This window comes from Brachybacterium avium (assembly GCF_002216795.1).
Lineage (GTDB): Bacteria > Actinomycetota > Actinomycetes > Actinomycetales > Dermabacteraceae > Brachybacterium > Brachybacterium avium.
Genome location: NZ_CP022316.1, coordinates 2,690,930 through 2,704,519, shown reverse-complemented (window position 1 = coordinate 2,704,519; position 13,590 = coordinate 2,690,930). Strand labels below are relative to the sequence as shown.

11 protein-coding genes are annotated in these 13,590 nt (G+C 72.8%); 4 read left to right on the top strand and 7 right to left on the bottom strand.

Annotated elements, in window-relative coordinates:
- Positions 1–3: 3 nt before the first annotated feature.
- The 3 genes from CFK39_RS17365 to CFK39_RS12080 are packed head-to-tail and all read left to right on the top strand — an operon-like array spanning position 4 to position 3,826.
- Positions 4–1,950: an ROK family protein gene (locus CFK39_RS17365; protein ID WP_338027723.1), complete on the top strand. Its 1,947-nt coding sequence runs from the start codon at positions 4–6 to the stop codon at positions 1,948–1,950.
- A gap of 44 nt (positions 1,951–1,994) precedes the next feature.
- Entirely contained in the window at positions 1,995–2,693 is a 699-nt protein-coding gene (locus CFK39_RS12085; RefSeq protein WP_089065671.1) for an N-acetylmannosamine-6-phosphate 2-epimerase, read from the top strand.
- Positions 2,693–3,826 carry a sialidase family protein gene (locus CFK39_RS12080; RefSeq protein WP_089065670.1) on the top strand — a complete coding sequence of 378 codons (1,134 nt, stop codon included), beginning with the start codon at positions 2,693–2,695 and terminating at the stop codon, positions 3,824–3,826. The genes CFK39_RS12085 and CFK39_RS12080 overlap by 1 nt, the downstream gene beginning before the upstream one ends.
- Before the next feature lie 56 nt (positions 3,827–3,882).
- On the opposite strand, the gene CFK39_RS12075 is transcribed toward CFK39_RS12080, so the two are convergent.
- On the bottom strand, positions 3,883–4,338 hold the full coding sequence (locus CFK39_RS12075; RefSeq protein WP_157697160.1) for a hypothetical protein: 456 nt from the start codon (positions 4,336–4,338) through the stop codon (positions 3,883–3,885).
- Between the two features lie 65 nt (positions 4,339–4,403).
- Entirely contained in the window at positions 4,404–6,584 is a 2,181-nt protein-coding gene (locus CFK39_RS17590; RefSeq protein WP_172805666.1) for a S8 family serine peptidase, read from the bottom strand.
- Positions 6,585–6,752: 168 nt separating this feature from the next.
- Between CFK39_RS17590 and CFK39_RS12065 the strand changes: the two genes are divergently transcribed.
- Positions 6,753–8,204, top strand: coding sequence for a DUF2079 domain-containing protein (locus tag CFK39_RS12065; protein ID WP_245822550.1), 1,452 nt, complete (start codon positions 6,753–6,755; stop codon positions 8,202–8,204).
- A 38-nt stretch (positions 8,205–8,242) separates the two neighbouring features.
- Here CFK39_RS12065 and CFK39_RS12060 read toward each other — a convergent pair whose 3' ends face one another.
- From CFK39_RS12060 to CFK39_RS12040, 5 genes are all read right to left on the bottom strand, one after another.
- Positions 8,243–9,043 carry a hypothetical protein gene (locus CFK39_RS12060; protein ID WP_089065667.1) on the bottom strand — a complete coding sequence of 267 codons (801 nt, stop codon included), beginning with the start codon at positions 9,041–9,043 and terminating at the stop codon, positions 8,243–8,245.
- Between the two features lie 83 nt (positions 9,044–9,126).
- A complete protein-coding gene (locus CFK39_RS12055) occupies positions 9,127–10,587 on the bottom strand; it encodes an alpha/beta fold hydrolase (RefSeq protein WP_172805665.1) in 1,461 nt (486 codons plus the stop codon).
- Positions 10,584–11,234 (bottom strand): DinB family protein, encoded by a 651-nt coding sequence (locus CFK39_RS12050; protein WP_089066425.1) that lies wholly within the window; start codon positions 11,232–11,234, stop codon positions 10,584–10,586. The genes CFK39_RS12055 and CFK39_RS12050 overlap by 4 nt, the downstream gene beginning before the upstream one ends.
- Positions 11,231–13,402, bottom strand: coding sequence for a prolyl oligopeptidase family serine peptidase (locus CFK39_RS12045; RefSeq protein WP_089065666.1), 2,172 nt, complete (start codon positions 13,400–13,402; stop codon positions 11,231–11,233). The genes CFK39_RS12050 and CFK39_RS12045 overlap by 4 nt, the downstream gene beginning before the upstream one ends.
- Positions 13,399–13,590 carry a hypothetical protein gene (locus tag CFK39_RS12040; RefSeq protein WP_089065665.1) on the bottom strand — a complete coding sequence of 64 codons (192 nt, stop codon included), beginning with the start codon at positions 13,588–13,590 and terminating at the stop codon, positions 13,399–13,401. Before CFK39_RS12040 ends, CFK39_RS12045 begins: the two co-directional genes overlap by 4 nt.

The window sequence follows — 13,590 nt, the reverse complement described above, 5'->3', positions numbered from 1 at the left end:
GTCCTGCACCCTTTCCGATCCTCGAAGGAGCATCACCCTCATGACCACCACCCCCTCACCGGCGTCATCCCCCCGCTGCTGACCCCCCTGACCGCCGAGGGCGAGATCGATCTGCCCTCGCTCGAGCGTCTGGTCGGCCGCCTCCTCGAGGGCGGCGTCGACGGCATCTTCGCCTTGGGCTCCAGCGGTGAGGTCGCCTTCTGGGACGACGAGCGCCGCGCCGCCGTGCTGGAGGCCGTCACCGGGACCGTCGCCGGGCAGGTGCCGGTGCTCGCCGGCGCCATCGACATGCAGACCGACCGCGTCATCCAGCATGTGCGCGCCGCCGAGCGCTTCGACCTGGCCGGCTACGTCGCGACCGCCCCGTTCTACGCGATCACCGGCCCGGAGGAGATCGACACCCACTTCCGTGCCATCGCCGCTGCGACCGACCGCCCGCTGTGGGCCTACGACCTCCCGGTGTGCGTGCACACGAAACTGGCCCCCGCCCAGCTGCTGCGGCTGGGGACCGATGGCGTGATCGCCGGGGTCAAGGACTCCAGCGGCGACGACGTCGGCTTCCGTCGCCTCGCGGCCGCCAACCGCGCTGCGGGCTCCCCGCTGACGCTGCTGACCGGCCATGAGGTGGTCGTCGACGGCGCCTACCTCGCCGGGGCCGACGGCTCCGTGCCGGGGCTCGGCAACGTGGACCCGGCCGGCTTCGTGCGCATGCACCGGGCCGCTCAGGCGGGCGATTGGGAGCTGGTGCGCGCCGAGCAGGACCGACTGGCCGCCCTGTTCGAGATCGTCTTCCAGCCCACCGACAAGGTCGGTCCCGCCGGCGGCGTCGGCGCCTTCAAGACCGCGCTGCGGGAGCTGGGGATCTTCTCCACCAACTCCATGGCCCGGCCCATGTCCCCGATCGAGGGGACGCCGTGGGGCGCATCCGCGCGATCCTCGAGCAGACGGGTCTGCTCGGCGGCGCCGAGGGTGGGACGGCGGCCGGGGTCGCGGATGCCTGATCCGGTCCTCGCCCTCGACCTCGGGGGCACCAAGATCCGCGGCGCGCTGGTGCACGGTGCGGGGACGTCGAGCACCGGCACACCCACCGAGGGTGCGGTACCGGGGATCGAACGGGTGGCCGAGGTGGCCACACCCGCGACCGCCGGTCCGGAGGCGATCCTCGGTGCCGTCGCGGAGCTGGCCGAGCAGGTCAGCTCCGGGACCCGGGTGCGCGCGGTGGGGATGTCCTGCGCCGGGGTCATCGACAGCGCTCTCGGGCGGGTCACCCACGCCACCGCTTCCCTCACCGGCTGGGCGGGCACCGATGTGCGCACCCCGCTGGAGGCGCGCTTCGGCGTCCCGGTCAGCGTGCTGAACGACGTCCACGCCCACGGGCTCGGCGAGGCCCGTTTCGGAGCTGGCCGCGGCCGCGCCTCGATGCTGCTGATCGCGGTGGGCACCGGTCTCGGCGGTGCTCAGGTGATCGCGGGTCGGGCGGTGCTCGGCTCCCACGGCTCCGCCGGCCATGTCGGCCACGTCGCGGTGCCGGAGGCCGAGGGCGTCCCCTGTCCCTGCGGGCGGACGGGGCACCTGGAGGGGCTCGCCTCGGGTCCCGGGATCGTGCAGCTCGCTCGCCGGCTCGGGGCCGACGCCTCGGTGCATGACGGCCACTCGCTCGCGGCCGCGGCCGCGGCCGGTGCGAGCGCGTCTCTGAACGCGTACCGGATCGCCGGGCTCGCCACGGGCCGGGTGATCGGCGGCCTGCTGAACGTGCTGGATCCCGAGGTGGTGGCCCTCACCGGCGGGGTCGCCGAGGTCGGCGGGCTCTGGCGCGAGGCCGTGAGCCGCGGCATCGCGCAGGAGGCGATGGACGTCGTCGCCGACACCCCCGTGCTCGCCGCGACCGCCGGCAGCCATGCCGCACTGCTGGGCGCCGCCGCCCGCGCGCTCGATGACCTGTCCGCCTGAGCTGAACACCCCCGCTCCCCGCTCCGTCTGCTGAAAGGCTCGCCATGCATCCCCTGGTCTCCGCCCTGGAGGGCTCCCTGATCGTCTCCTGCCAGGCCTATCCCGGTGAGCCGATGCGCGATCCGCGCACCATGGCGCAGGTCGCCTCGGCGGTCCAGCAGGGCGGCGCCTCCGCGGTGCGCGCCCAGGGCCTCGAGGACATCGCTCAGGTGAAGTCCGCCGTGGACGTCCCGGTGATCGGGATCTGGAAGGACGGCGAGGAGGGGGTCTTCATCACCCCCACCCTCGAGCACTGCCTCGCGGTGATCGAGGCGGGCGCCGACATCCTCGCCCTGGACGGCACCACCCGCCCCCGACCCGACGACCGCACCCTCGCCCAGACGGTCTCCGCGGTGCGGGAGCGCTTCGAGGGCCCGCTGATGGCGGACTGCGACAGCCTCGAGTCCGCCCTGGCCGCCGCCGATCTCGGGATCGAGCTCATCGGCACCACTCTGGCCGGGTACACCCCGGCCCGTCCGCGGACCGATGGCCCGGACCTGGAGCTGCTGGGCGAGCTCGCGGGGCAGCTGCCCCCGACCTCGGTGCTGGTGGCCGAGGGCCGGGTGCACACCCCGCTGCAGGCGGCCGACGCTCGCGCCACCGGAGCGTTCGCGGTCGTGGTCGGCACCGCGATCACCCACCCGACCAGCATCACCCGCTGGTTCTGCACCGCCGTCACGGACGCCCGATCGGAGGCCCGCTGATGATCTCCCTCGGCTCGTCCCCGGCGCCCGTGCCCGACGCCCCCGTGCCCCATACCGTGCTCGCCCGCGCCGGGGAGGGGCCCTGGCCCCGCTACCGGATCGTGGGCCTGGTCCACCTCGGCGACGGGCACCTGCTCGCCGGCTTCGACGGCCGGGAGACCGGCCAGGACGTCCCCGACCCGACGGGGCTGGTGCAGCGGCGGTCTCTGGACGGCGGCCGCACCTGGGGCCCCTTCGAGGAGCTGCGGGACGCGGACCGCACAGGCCGGCACTGGTACTGCGACCCCAGCTACCTCCACGATCCCGCCTCGGGACGGGTGCTGGTCTTCCATACCCATGCGAAGGATCGCGGGGTGTGGGACGCGGTCGCGGGCGCCGATGACGCGGACCGGGACGTGATGGGCTCCGCCGTCGGCATCTCCGAGGACGCGGGCCGCAGCTGGGAGTTCCGTTCGGTGACCGAGGTCGCCGCTCCCCCGGCGCTGATCCGTACCGCCTTCCCCACCTCCGGGGCGGGCATCGTGCTGCGGCGCGGCCCGTACGCGGGGAGGCTGCTGCAGCCGTACTGCGGCTGGTTCCATGCCGCCGCCGCGTCCCCGGCGGCCGGCGGCGAGGTGGTGCGCTCCTACGTGCTCTACTCCGACGACCACGGCGAGTCCTGGCAGCGTGGAGAGCCGGTCGGCGAGGACATGGATGAGACCACGATCGTGGAGCTCTCCGATGGCCGAGTGCTGCTGAACTCGCGCGATCATGCCCGCGGCGGGCATCGGCGCATCGCCGTCTCCGCCGATGGCGGGCAGAGCTGGGCGGATCGGGGCGTCGATCCGCAGTTCGTGGACCCCGGCAACAATGCCCAGCTCGCCGGACGGTTCCCCGAGGCCCCGAGCGAGGACCCGCGGGCACGCGAGCTGCTGTTCACCGGCGCCCACGACCGCTTCGCCCGGATCCGAGGCACGCTCAGCACCTCGCACGATGACGGGCAGACCTGGCAGGAGGCGCTGGTGTTCGAGCCCGGGCCGCTGGACTACTCCGTGGTCCAGGCGCTGGATGACGAGGCGATCGGGATCCTCTGGGAGGTCGAGTCGAGGGAGATCCGCTTCGCCCGGCTCGAGGCCGAGCAGCTGAGGGCCTGAGAGCAGGGCGGCGGCACCCGGGGACCGGGTGCCGCCGCCCTGGCGATCCTCTCAGCTCAGCGGGTTGCGCCGCTGCGCGGGTCCGGGTCGTCGATCGAGAACCGCGGGGAGGTGAAGGTCTCCCAGTGATCCGGGTTGTCCGGATCGCCCAGGGGCTTCAGCACCCGCATCTCGAGGAGGTAGTCCCCGTTCTTCACGGTCCTGGGCTTCGTGCCCTTGCGCGGGTAGCTGCCGTCCCAGCCGTAGACCTCGGGTGCCGCGGAGCGGCCCAGGTGGTCGGCGGCGTCGATCAGGCTGACGGCGGGGTTGACCGGCTTGGTCTTCCCTCCCCTGGTGACCCTGTAAGCCTGGATCTCCAGACGCTCGACGGGGTAGCCGAAGTAGTACGCGATGTACGGGATGTCCCCGTCCTGCATCGTGTAGGTGTGATCGCCGTCGGGATCCAGCAGCACGCTGCCGGCCCCGTCGGAGATCCCGAGGGCGGGCAGGCCCATCCCCTGGTCATCCAGCACCGGCAGCGCCTGGTAGTCACCGGAGAGCCCGGCGAAGGGGACGACGATGTCGTCCTCCGCACCGGTCAGCGTGATCCAGCCGCCGTAGATGATGCCGTCCTCGCCGAAGTCCTCGCCGAGGGTGACGGTGAGCTCGGTGCTGCCGCCCGCGGGTACGGTGACCGTGTCCGCACCGAGCTCCGCGGTGCCCTCGGCATCGTAGAACCCGGGTCGTAGGTGGGGTGGCTGGTGGCGATGCCGTGGCGGACGCCGACGGTGTAGGTCTGCTCCGTCTCGGAATCGTTGCTGACGGTGAGCGTGACGGTCTGCGGACCGGCCTCGCCCTCGCCGAGGGAGACCGAGGGCTCCTCGACCCTCGTCGCGGTGTGCACCGCGCCGACCATGTCGAGCAGGCCCGCGCCCTGGCGGTGGACCGGTTCGAGGTAGCCCACGTCCGGCATCAGCGACCAGGTCAGCGGATCCGCGGTGTTCATCATCGCGGCCTTCACGTCGGCGGGCCCGAGATCCGGCTCCGACTCCAGCAGCAGGGCCGCCGCACCGGCGACGTGCGGTGCCGCCATCGAGGTGCCCGACATGGAGCCGTGCCCGCCCTGCTCCAGCGGGAGCGTGGACCAGATCGAACCGCCGGGGGCGGCGACGTCCGGCTTCAGCTGCAGCTCAGCGGTCAGGCCGTAGGACGAGAAGTCCGAGACGAGCCCTCCGGTGGGGTTCTCGAAGACCGCCGCGCCCTCCTGCCAGGCCCAGGTCACCTCGCCCGAGGCGAGCGCCTCCTGCAGAGCGAGGCCGTCGTCCTGGCCGATCATGACCACGGGGACCGTGATCTCCGGGTCGCCCTCGACGGTCGGGTTCACGACACCGGGGGCGTTGTTGTAGAGGATCACGGCGTCATAGCCGGCCTCCTGGCCCGCGAGCGCCTTGAGGTGGAAGGAGCATTCGCCGCGCTCGATGAGCAGGGCCTGGCCCGAACCGGTGGCCGGCGGGACGACGGAGGCGTCGCAGCCCTGCGCGGCCTCGGTGCCCGGGGCACCCGCGGAGATCAGTGCGAGCTCTCCGGCGGTCGGGACGGCAGCGGAGCCGCCGGTCGCCGGGCCGTAGGCGATCTCCCGGCCGGCTGCGAGGGCATAGGGCGAGCGGCGGTCGGTGTTGTCCACCGAGGCGACCGTGATCGCGCCGGAGGCGACGCCGGGGGCGCCGCTCGAGAAGGTCCCGGCGGTGCCCTCGTTGCCCGCGGAGATCACCATGGTGATCCCGTTGTCGGTGAGCACATCGGACATCTGCGCCGTGGGATAGTCCTGCCAGGTCACGAAGCTCGCGCCGAGGGACATGTTCACCACGTCGGCGCCGTCCTCCATCGCCCGCTCCATCGCCTCGAGGATCACCTCGGTGCTGCTGGAGCCCTCGCAGCCGAACACCCGGTAGGAGAGCAGGTCCACACCGGGCGCCACGCCGAGCACGCCGCCGGTGGAACGGTCGCCGTCAGCGCCGATGATGCCGGCGACGTGGGAGCCGTGACCGCCGCAGTCATCGGGATACTCGTCCGGGGAGACCGGGGTCCCCTCAGCGGAGTCGTAGGCATCGCCCACGAAGTCGTAGCCGCCGATCACCCGGTCGCCCGGGAAGTCCTTGGTCTGGTCGTCGGTGCCGGAGCCCCCGAGATCAGGGTGGTTGTAGTCGATGCCGGAGTCGATGACGGCGACCGTCACGCCCTCACCGCTCAGGCCGTCGATCTGCTGGACCTGGTCCACGCCGGTCATGGCGTTGCCGTAGACGTCCTCCGGGGAGGCATCGACCGGCTCGGGCATCTCGACCTCGAGCACCGGGTAGACCGCCGACACGCCGGGCACCGTGCGGAGCTCGGCGACGTCCGTGTCGCTCATCGAGACGGACATGCCGTTCCAGCCGGCGACGAAGGTCTCCTCGACGTCCATCGGGATCTCGACGGCCTCGGCCCGCTGCTGGACCTTCTCCTGTGCTCGCGTGTTCGTCGAGGCCCTGCCGCCGCGGAGCACGGGATCGCCCGAGACCTCGACGAGCCAGCGGCCCGGGATCGCGGCCTCGGCGGAGTCCAGGACGTCGTCGGGGGTGGGGACCTCGACGCCGAGGTCCGCAGCGGAGCCGAGGAAGTCGGGAGAATCGCCATCGGCCATGGCGGGCGAGGCGACCAGCATGCCGGCCACGAGGGCGGCACCGGCGCCGGCGGCGAGCGCGCCGCGGGGTCGGGGCAGATCTGAGCGGGTGAAGTGCATCGTTGCATTCCTCCGGAGGTGGGAAAAGGGGTGCGGCGCGTCGTCGCGAGGTGGGGTCCCGCAACGTACGCCGGCGTTCAGCATTCCATCATGGGGCGGCCGGTTCTGAGGCTGAATGCCGAAATCCGCGCGAGCGGGCCACCGTGAGCGGCCGTATACGCTCGCGGGGTGGACCGCCCGACCGATACCTCAGCCCCTGCGGCCCTCGATCCGACGGGCGGGGCCGCACCGGCTGCGGAACAGGCGGTGGATCGAGCCCGGCGCATCGTTCCCGTGGTGCTCGCGATGGTGGCGTCCCTCGCCTACGGCCTGCAGGGCTCCCAGCAGTTCCACCACCTGGTGGCCCGGTCCTGGGATCTGGGGATCTTCACGCAGCTCGCACGGGCCTACGGGGAGCTGCGTGCCCCGATCGTGCCGATCAAGGGTGACGGGGTGAACCTGCTGGGCGATCACTTCCATCCGCTGCTGGTGCTGCTGGCCCCCGTGTGGTGGGTCTGGCCCTCCGGCGAGGCGCTGCTGTGGACGCAGGCGCTGCTGTTCGGTCTCTCCGCGATCCCGCTGACGCGTCTGGCGATCGATCGCCTGGGGCCCGGCCTCGGCATGCTGGCCGGTGGCGCGTACGTGTTCTCCTTCGGTCTGCAGTCCGCGGTCTCGGTGCAGTTCCACGAGATCGCCTTCGCGGTGCCGCTGCTGGCGCTGTCGCTGACGGCGCTGCTGCGGGGGAAGGTGCCGGTGGCCGTGCTCTGGGCGGCGCCGCTGGTGCTGGTCAAGGAGGATCTGGGGCTGACCGTCGCGCTGCTCGGTGTGATGATCGCACTGCGGTATCGCCCTCATCGCGGATGGGGTATCGCCCTGGCCGGGTGGGGTGCCGGCTGGTTCGTGCTGTCGACCTTCGTGATCCTGCCGTGGCTGAACACCGCCGGGCAGTACGACTACACGGACAACCTCGGCTCTGCGCTGGAGGTGTTCTGGCCCCCGGCGAAGTGGCTGACAGCGGCGATGCTGCTGGCGGCGGCGGGGCTGATCGGGGGGCGCTCACCGCTGATCTGGCTGATGCTCCCCACTCTGGCCTGGCGCTTCACGGGGACGGTCGAGTTCTATTGGGACTGGTACTGGCACTACAACGCCGTGCTGATGCCGATCGCGCTGGCCGCGCTGCTCGATGCCCTCGGGGATCGGCGCACCGGACGGGCCACCGCCTGGTGGCGGCGGGACGCGCAGCGACCGGGGCGGCGGGTCCGTATCACCGCAGTCGCGGCCTCGGCGGCGGTGACCCTCGCCCTCGGACCGGCGATGCCGGTGCTGGATGTGCTGCGGCCGGCGAGCTGGGAACCCTCCTGGCGGGCTCCGAGCGCTGCCGAGGCACTGGCCGCGGTGCCCGACGGTGCGGTGCTCGCCGTGGACATCACGCTGCTGGCCCAGGCGGTCCCGGACCATGACGTGCAGTGGCTGCACGGCCCCAACCGGCGGGTGCCCGACTGCGTGCTCGGCGACCACTACGCTTTCTCCTGGGCCGGCACCCCGCCCGCGGATCTCGCGATCTGGGCGGAGCAGGAGTGGGGCACCGACTACCAGCAGGTGTACAGGGACGGCGGGTTCACGGTGGTGTGCCGCACGTAGCGGCGCGAGCTGCCGCGCAGGCGCCGACGGGGCACCGGCTACGAGGTCGGCGATGGGTCGGCGGTCGGCTCGGTCCCACCGTCACCTGTCTCACCGGTCTCCTCGCCCGTGCCCTCGGTCGCCTCCTCGCCCGAACCCTCCGAGGGGCTCGTCGTGCCGGGGTCCCCGGGGCCGGGCTGCTCGGTCGACTCCCCGGTCGATTCATCGGTCGCTTCATCGGTCGACGGGTCCGTCGACTGGTCGGTCGGCGGGTTCGGGGAGCCGGCCGGCGTGCCGGTGGTCTCGCTCGGCTCGGGCGTGCGCGACGGCTGCTCCACGGGCGGGGACCCCGGCGCCGCCGGTGTGGTCTGCCCACCGTTCCCGTGCCCGGAGGACGCGCCCCCACCGGAGCCGCCTGCCCGGCGCCCGCTGTCGGAAGAGCTGCTGCCCCGGCCGCCTCGGCGCTCCTGGTCGGTCCCGGTGGGGGCCGGGTCGGCGGTGGGCGCCGGCGGGTCCTCTATCGCTGCAGCGTCGGTCTCCGACGGCGGCGGGGTCGGGACGCGCTCGTCCTCCGTCGGCTCCTCCTCGGAGGTCGGCACGGCGGTCGGGGTTCCCGTCGTCGCCACGGCCCCACCACCGTCGGAGGCAGGCGGCATCTGCGGATCCGTCTCCGCGGGCGTCTCGGGGGAATCTCCGGCGAGCGCGGCGAGGGGACCCAGTCCCGCCGCACCGAAGCCGGTCACCGTGCCGACCCCGACGATGCTGGCGACGGCGAGAGCGCGCAGCAGGCCCTGGCGGGAGCTCGGCGGGACCGTGGCGCGGATGCCCGTGGCTCGCCGTCGACTCGTGCTTCCCCGCATCCGCGCCCCTCCACCCCGTCCGATATCGCCAGGGGTCAGACTACTGTTCCTCGCCCCGTCCCCCGACTTCTCGGGCTCGGGTCTCACACCGGGTCCGCGCGGTCGATGCCGCCCCGGCGCCCGAGGTGCGAGCGGGGATCGACCTGGGCCTTCGCGCGCAGGTTCCGCTCACGTTCGGCCCGTGCCGAGGCCAGACGCAGCCGCCAGGGTGACAGCCGCTCGGCCGCCAGCGCGATCTGCAGGCCGCGGGACAGCGCCAGGTCCGTGGCCGAGACCGGCAGCGCGGCCAGCTCCGCGGCACGCTCGGGCAGCAGATGCGCAGTCCCGCAGGCGCTCCAGCGTGCGGCGACCTGGAGGATCCGGCTGCGGGTATCGAGCATCGAGTGGCGCGCCCCGGGGACCTCGAGCAGTCGCGCCGAGGGGATCCTGCGGGCGAGCTCGTGGGCGATCTGCGGTGGGGAGACCAGATCCTGGGTGCCGGTGATCACCAGGGTCGGGGCACTGATCGCCGGGGCCAGCTGGTGCAGGTCCAGCTTCTCCCCGCGGAACGGCGGTACGGCGCGTGCCTGCTCCGCCTCGTTCACCAGCGGATCCAGCGGGCCGTCATCGGCATGATGCCCGCCGCCGAGCTCGGTGTGCGCGATCCGGGCGGTCAGATCGTGCTCGACGACATAGGGCGTGGACTGCAGCCACACCTGGTTCAGCACCTGGCGCACACTCGTCCAGGTCAGGTTCCCTCGGCCCACGGCCAGCAGGTCGACCAGCTCACGCACCGCCTGCGGCCCGCCGTGCTCATGCACGGCCAGCACCACGGGACCCGCCCGCTGGGCGTCGATCGTGCCCTCCTGCGCCAGCCGGCGCAGCGTGCGAGCGGTGGCGGCGGTCGCCGGCTCGGTGCCGTCCCAGTACCGGTCGCGCAGGGCCTGCTGGGCCAGGACCTCGTCCCCGGCACTGGTCAGCGGGGAGTCGAGCACCAGGGAATGCACCCGCTGCGGATGCAGGATCGCGAGCACCTGGGCGAGATAGGCGCCGTAGCCGCTGCCCACCACCGCGGCCTGCTCGATGCGCGCGTGGTCGAGCACCGCGAGAAGATCCCCGATCACCTCGCGCAGGGTCATGATGTGCGCGGGCAGGGTCTCGCCGCGCGCATCGAGCCGGGACAGGCCCACCCCGCGGTGCTCCATCATCAGCACGTCCAGTCCGCGGCCGGCCAGGCTGCGTCGCAGCACGTCGTAGGGCAGCACGGAGGCCCGCGCGGGCCCGTCGGGGATCAGCAGCACCGGCACCTGCGGGCGGGCGATGCCCGACGGGGGCCGCGCCCGAGCAGGCTCGCCGGTGCGCGGTCGCGGTGACGCGGCGCGCGGTCGACGCGGGACGGTGCGGGCATAGCGCAGCGGGAACAGCCGCGGGTCGTCGGCCGAGAATTCCCGGTAGACGGTCATCAGGTCGTTGCGCAGCTGCAGCAGGTCGTCCTGCGCCGACCGGTCGAAGAAGTCGGGTGCCAGGGACAGCGCGGAGGCCGGTGACACCGGGGCGGCGCTCATTCTCCGGTCCGGCCGTCCAGCAGCTCCACCAGGATGTCGAGCTGCCCGGCGTGGCGCGCGGTCTCCTCGACCATATGGGTCAGCACCCAGCGCACGGTCCGCACCTCGTTCCCGCCGTGGAGCTCCTCCTCGGGCTCGCGACCGGCGAGCTGGGACCGGGACTGCTCGGTCGCGCCGCGGTAGTCGTCGAGGGCGTCCCGGAGGGAGGCCCCGGCCGGGAGCCGCCATTCGCGATCGGTGTCCTGGCCGTCGGACCAGCAGTAGCCGACGTCTTCGAGCGGCACACCGCCGAGGACCTCCCGGAACCAGTACCGCTCGGTGTCGGCCAGGTGGCGGAGCATCCCGGTGACGGTGGTGTCGGAGCCGACCAGTCGCCGTGAGGCCTGTTCGTCGCTCAGCGGGGCGGCCTTCCACAGCAGCGTGGCGCGCAGGAAGTCCAGGAAGCCCTCCAGGGTCTCCCGCTCCCCCGCCAGCAGCGGCGGCTCCGGTCGCCCGTCGGCCTCGGCCGCCGTCCCGGCGGGTCCCGCCGCCGGAGCGCCGGGCTCGCTCTGCTCCGCGGCGAGCCGATCCACGAGGGTGTCCAGGTCCTCGACCGCGCCGCCCGACGGGACGGGAGCGGGCTCCTGCGGCGTACTGGCCGCGGTCATGAGTCCGCCCCGATCGTGGCCCACAGGAAGGTGTACAGCAGGGCGTTCATCCTGGCCGCCTGCTCGTTGGTGGCCGCTCCTCCGTGGCCGCCCTCGATGTTCTCCCAGTAGCGCACATCGGCCGAGAGGGACTCCATCGCGGCGGTGAACTTCCGGGCGTGCCCGGGATGGACGCGGTCGTCGCGGGTGGAGGTCAGCACGAAGGTCGGCGGGTACTCCTCCGCTCGGTCCTGCGCGAGCAGGTGGTACGGGCTGAAGCTGCGCAGGTACTCCCAGTCCTCGGTGTCCGGATCTCCGTACTCGGCCATCCAGGACGCCCCGGCGAGCAGGTGGCTGTAGCGCTTCATGTCCAGCAGCGGCACCTGGATGATCACCGCCCCGAACAGCTCCGGGTACTGGGTGACCATGTTGCCGGTGAGCAGGCCGCCGTTGGAGCCGCCGCGCACCGCGAGGTGATCGCGGTCGGTGACCCCGCGCTCCAGCAGATCCTTCGCCACCGAGGAGAAGTCCTCGTAGGCGCGGTGGCGGTGCTCCTTGAGCGCGGCCTGGTGCCAGCGCGGGCCGTACTCGCCGCCGCCGCGGATGTTGGCCAGCACATAGGTGCCGCCCCGTTCGAGCCAGGCCTTGCCGATCCCGCCGAGGTAGGACGGGGTCAGGGAGATCTCGAAGCCGCCGTAGCCGTACAGCAGGGTGGGCTGGAGCTGCCCGGCCTCGACCCGGTCCGGGCGGGAGATCTCGAAGTAGGGGATGCGGGTGCCGTCGTCGCTGACCGCGAAGTGCTGGCTGACGTCGAGACCCTCGGCGTCGAAGCGCGCCGGAGCAGACTTGACCCGGACGAGCTCCCCGGCCTGCCCGTCCTCCGCGACCTCGGAGAGATCGCCCAGCAGCAGCCGGGTGGGATCGATGAAATCGGTGACCGTCACCCACACCTCGTCGCTGAGGTCGGCATCGACCGCAGCGACCCCGATCGCACCGCGCAACTCGGGGTACAGGTCGCGCTGAACCCAGTGGCCGTGCTCGTCGCGGGTGTGGACCTCGAGGCGGTGGACGACGTCCTCGAGGATCGAGAGCACCACGGTGGTGCGGGTGATCGTCATGTCCGCCAGCGAGGTGGTCGCGGTGGGCTCGAACAGCATGTGCAGCTCGGGCTCACCCTCCTGGAACCGGGCGAAGTCGCCGACCACGAGAGAACCGGAGGGATACGTCGACTCCCCGACCTCCCAGTCGCTGCGCGGCGAGAAGATGCCCAGATCCCGGTGCGCGTTGGCCTCGAGATCGGCGGGGACGTCGACCCGCTGCAGCACGGGCGGCTGCTGCGAACGGTCCACCACGAGCACCGTCATGTCGTAGAAGGCGTGGGCCTCGATCACCCAGTCCCGCTCCCAGCCGGGGGTCGAGTCATGCGCGGCGAAGACGGCCATATCCGATTCCGCCACCTCGTGGACCAGCTCGGCCTCCTCCAGCGGGGTGCCGCGATGCCAGATCCGGGCCTGACGGGCGTAGCCGGAGCTGGTCACGGTGCCTTCGCCGAAGTCGGTCGCGACCCAGACCGTGTCGGTGTCGATCCAGCTCAGGGAGCCCTTGGCCTCGGGGCGCTCGAAGCCGCCCTCGGCGGCCGGCACGAACCGGCGGTTCTCGAGGTCGAACTCGCGCGTGACGTCGGCGTCGGCCCCGCCGTGCGAGAGGTCGATCAGGGCGTGGCGGTAGGGCTCCCCCTCGTCCAGCCCGGCGGGGCGCAGCAGGCGGGCGCCGTGCCACACCCAGTCCTCCCCCTCGGCCTCGTTCAACGCATCCACGTCCAGCAGCACGTCCCACTCGGGATCGTCGGTGCGGTAGGAGTCCAGGGTGGTGCGGCGCCACAGCCCGCGCTCATGCTCGGCATCGGTCCAGAAGTTGTACAGGAAGTCCCCGCGCTTGGTGACGCCGGGGATGCGGTCCTTCGCGTCGAGGATCTCGAGGATCTGGTCCTGCAGCGTCGCGGCCAGCGGCGGTCCCGAGGGGTCCTGCGGATCGGCGACCGCATCGAGCTCGGTCTCGGCCGCGGCATTGCGCTCCCGCACCCAGGTCAGGGCGTCCTCGCCGGTGACCTCCTCGAGCCACTGATGAGGATCGGCGCTGCCATCGGGGGCGGGCAGCTGCGGGCCGTTCTGGGTGACGGGGTCGGTCATCTGTTCTCCTGGTCGAAGGTGGTGAAGCCGGTCAGGACGCGCTTCCAGGCGGTCTTCCAGACCTCCCGGCCCTCGGCGGTCTCGATGAGCCGGGGCTCCGCGAGCCACCGGGTCCACACGTCCAGCGGCATGCCGGGGCCGGCCCCGATCCGGGCGCCATGGGGATGCTCCTGCGGGGAGATGCTCAT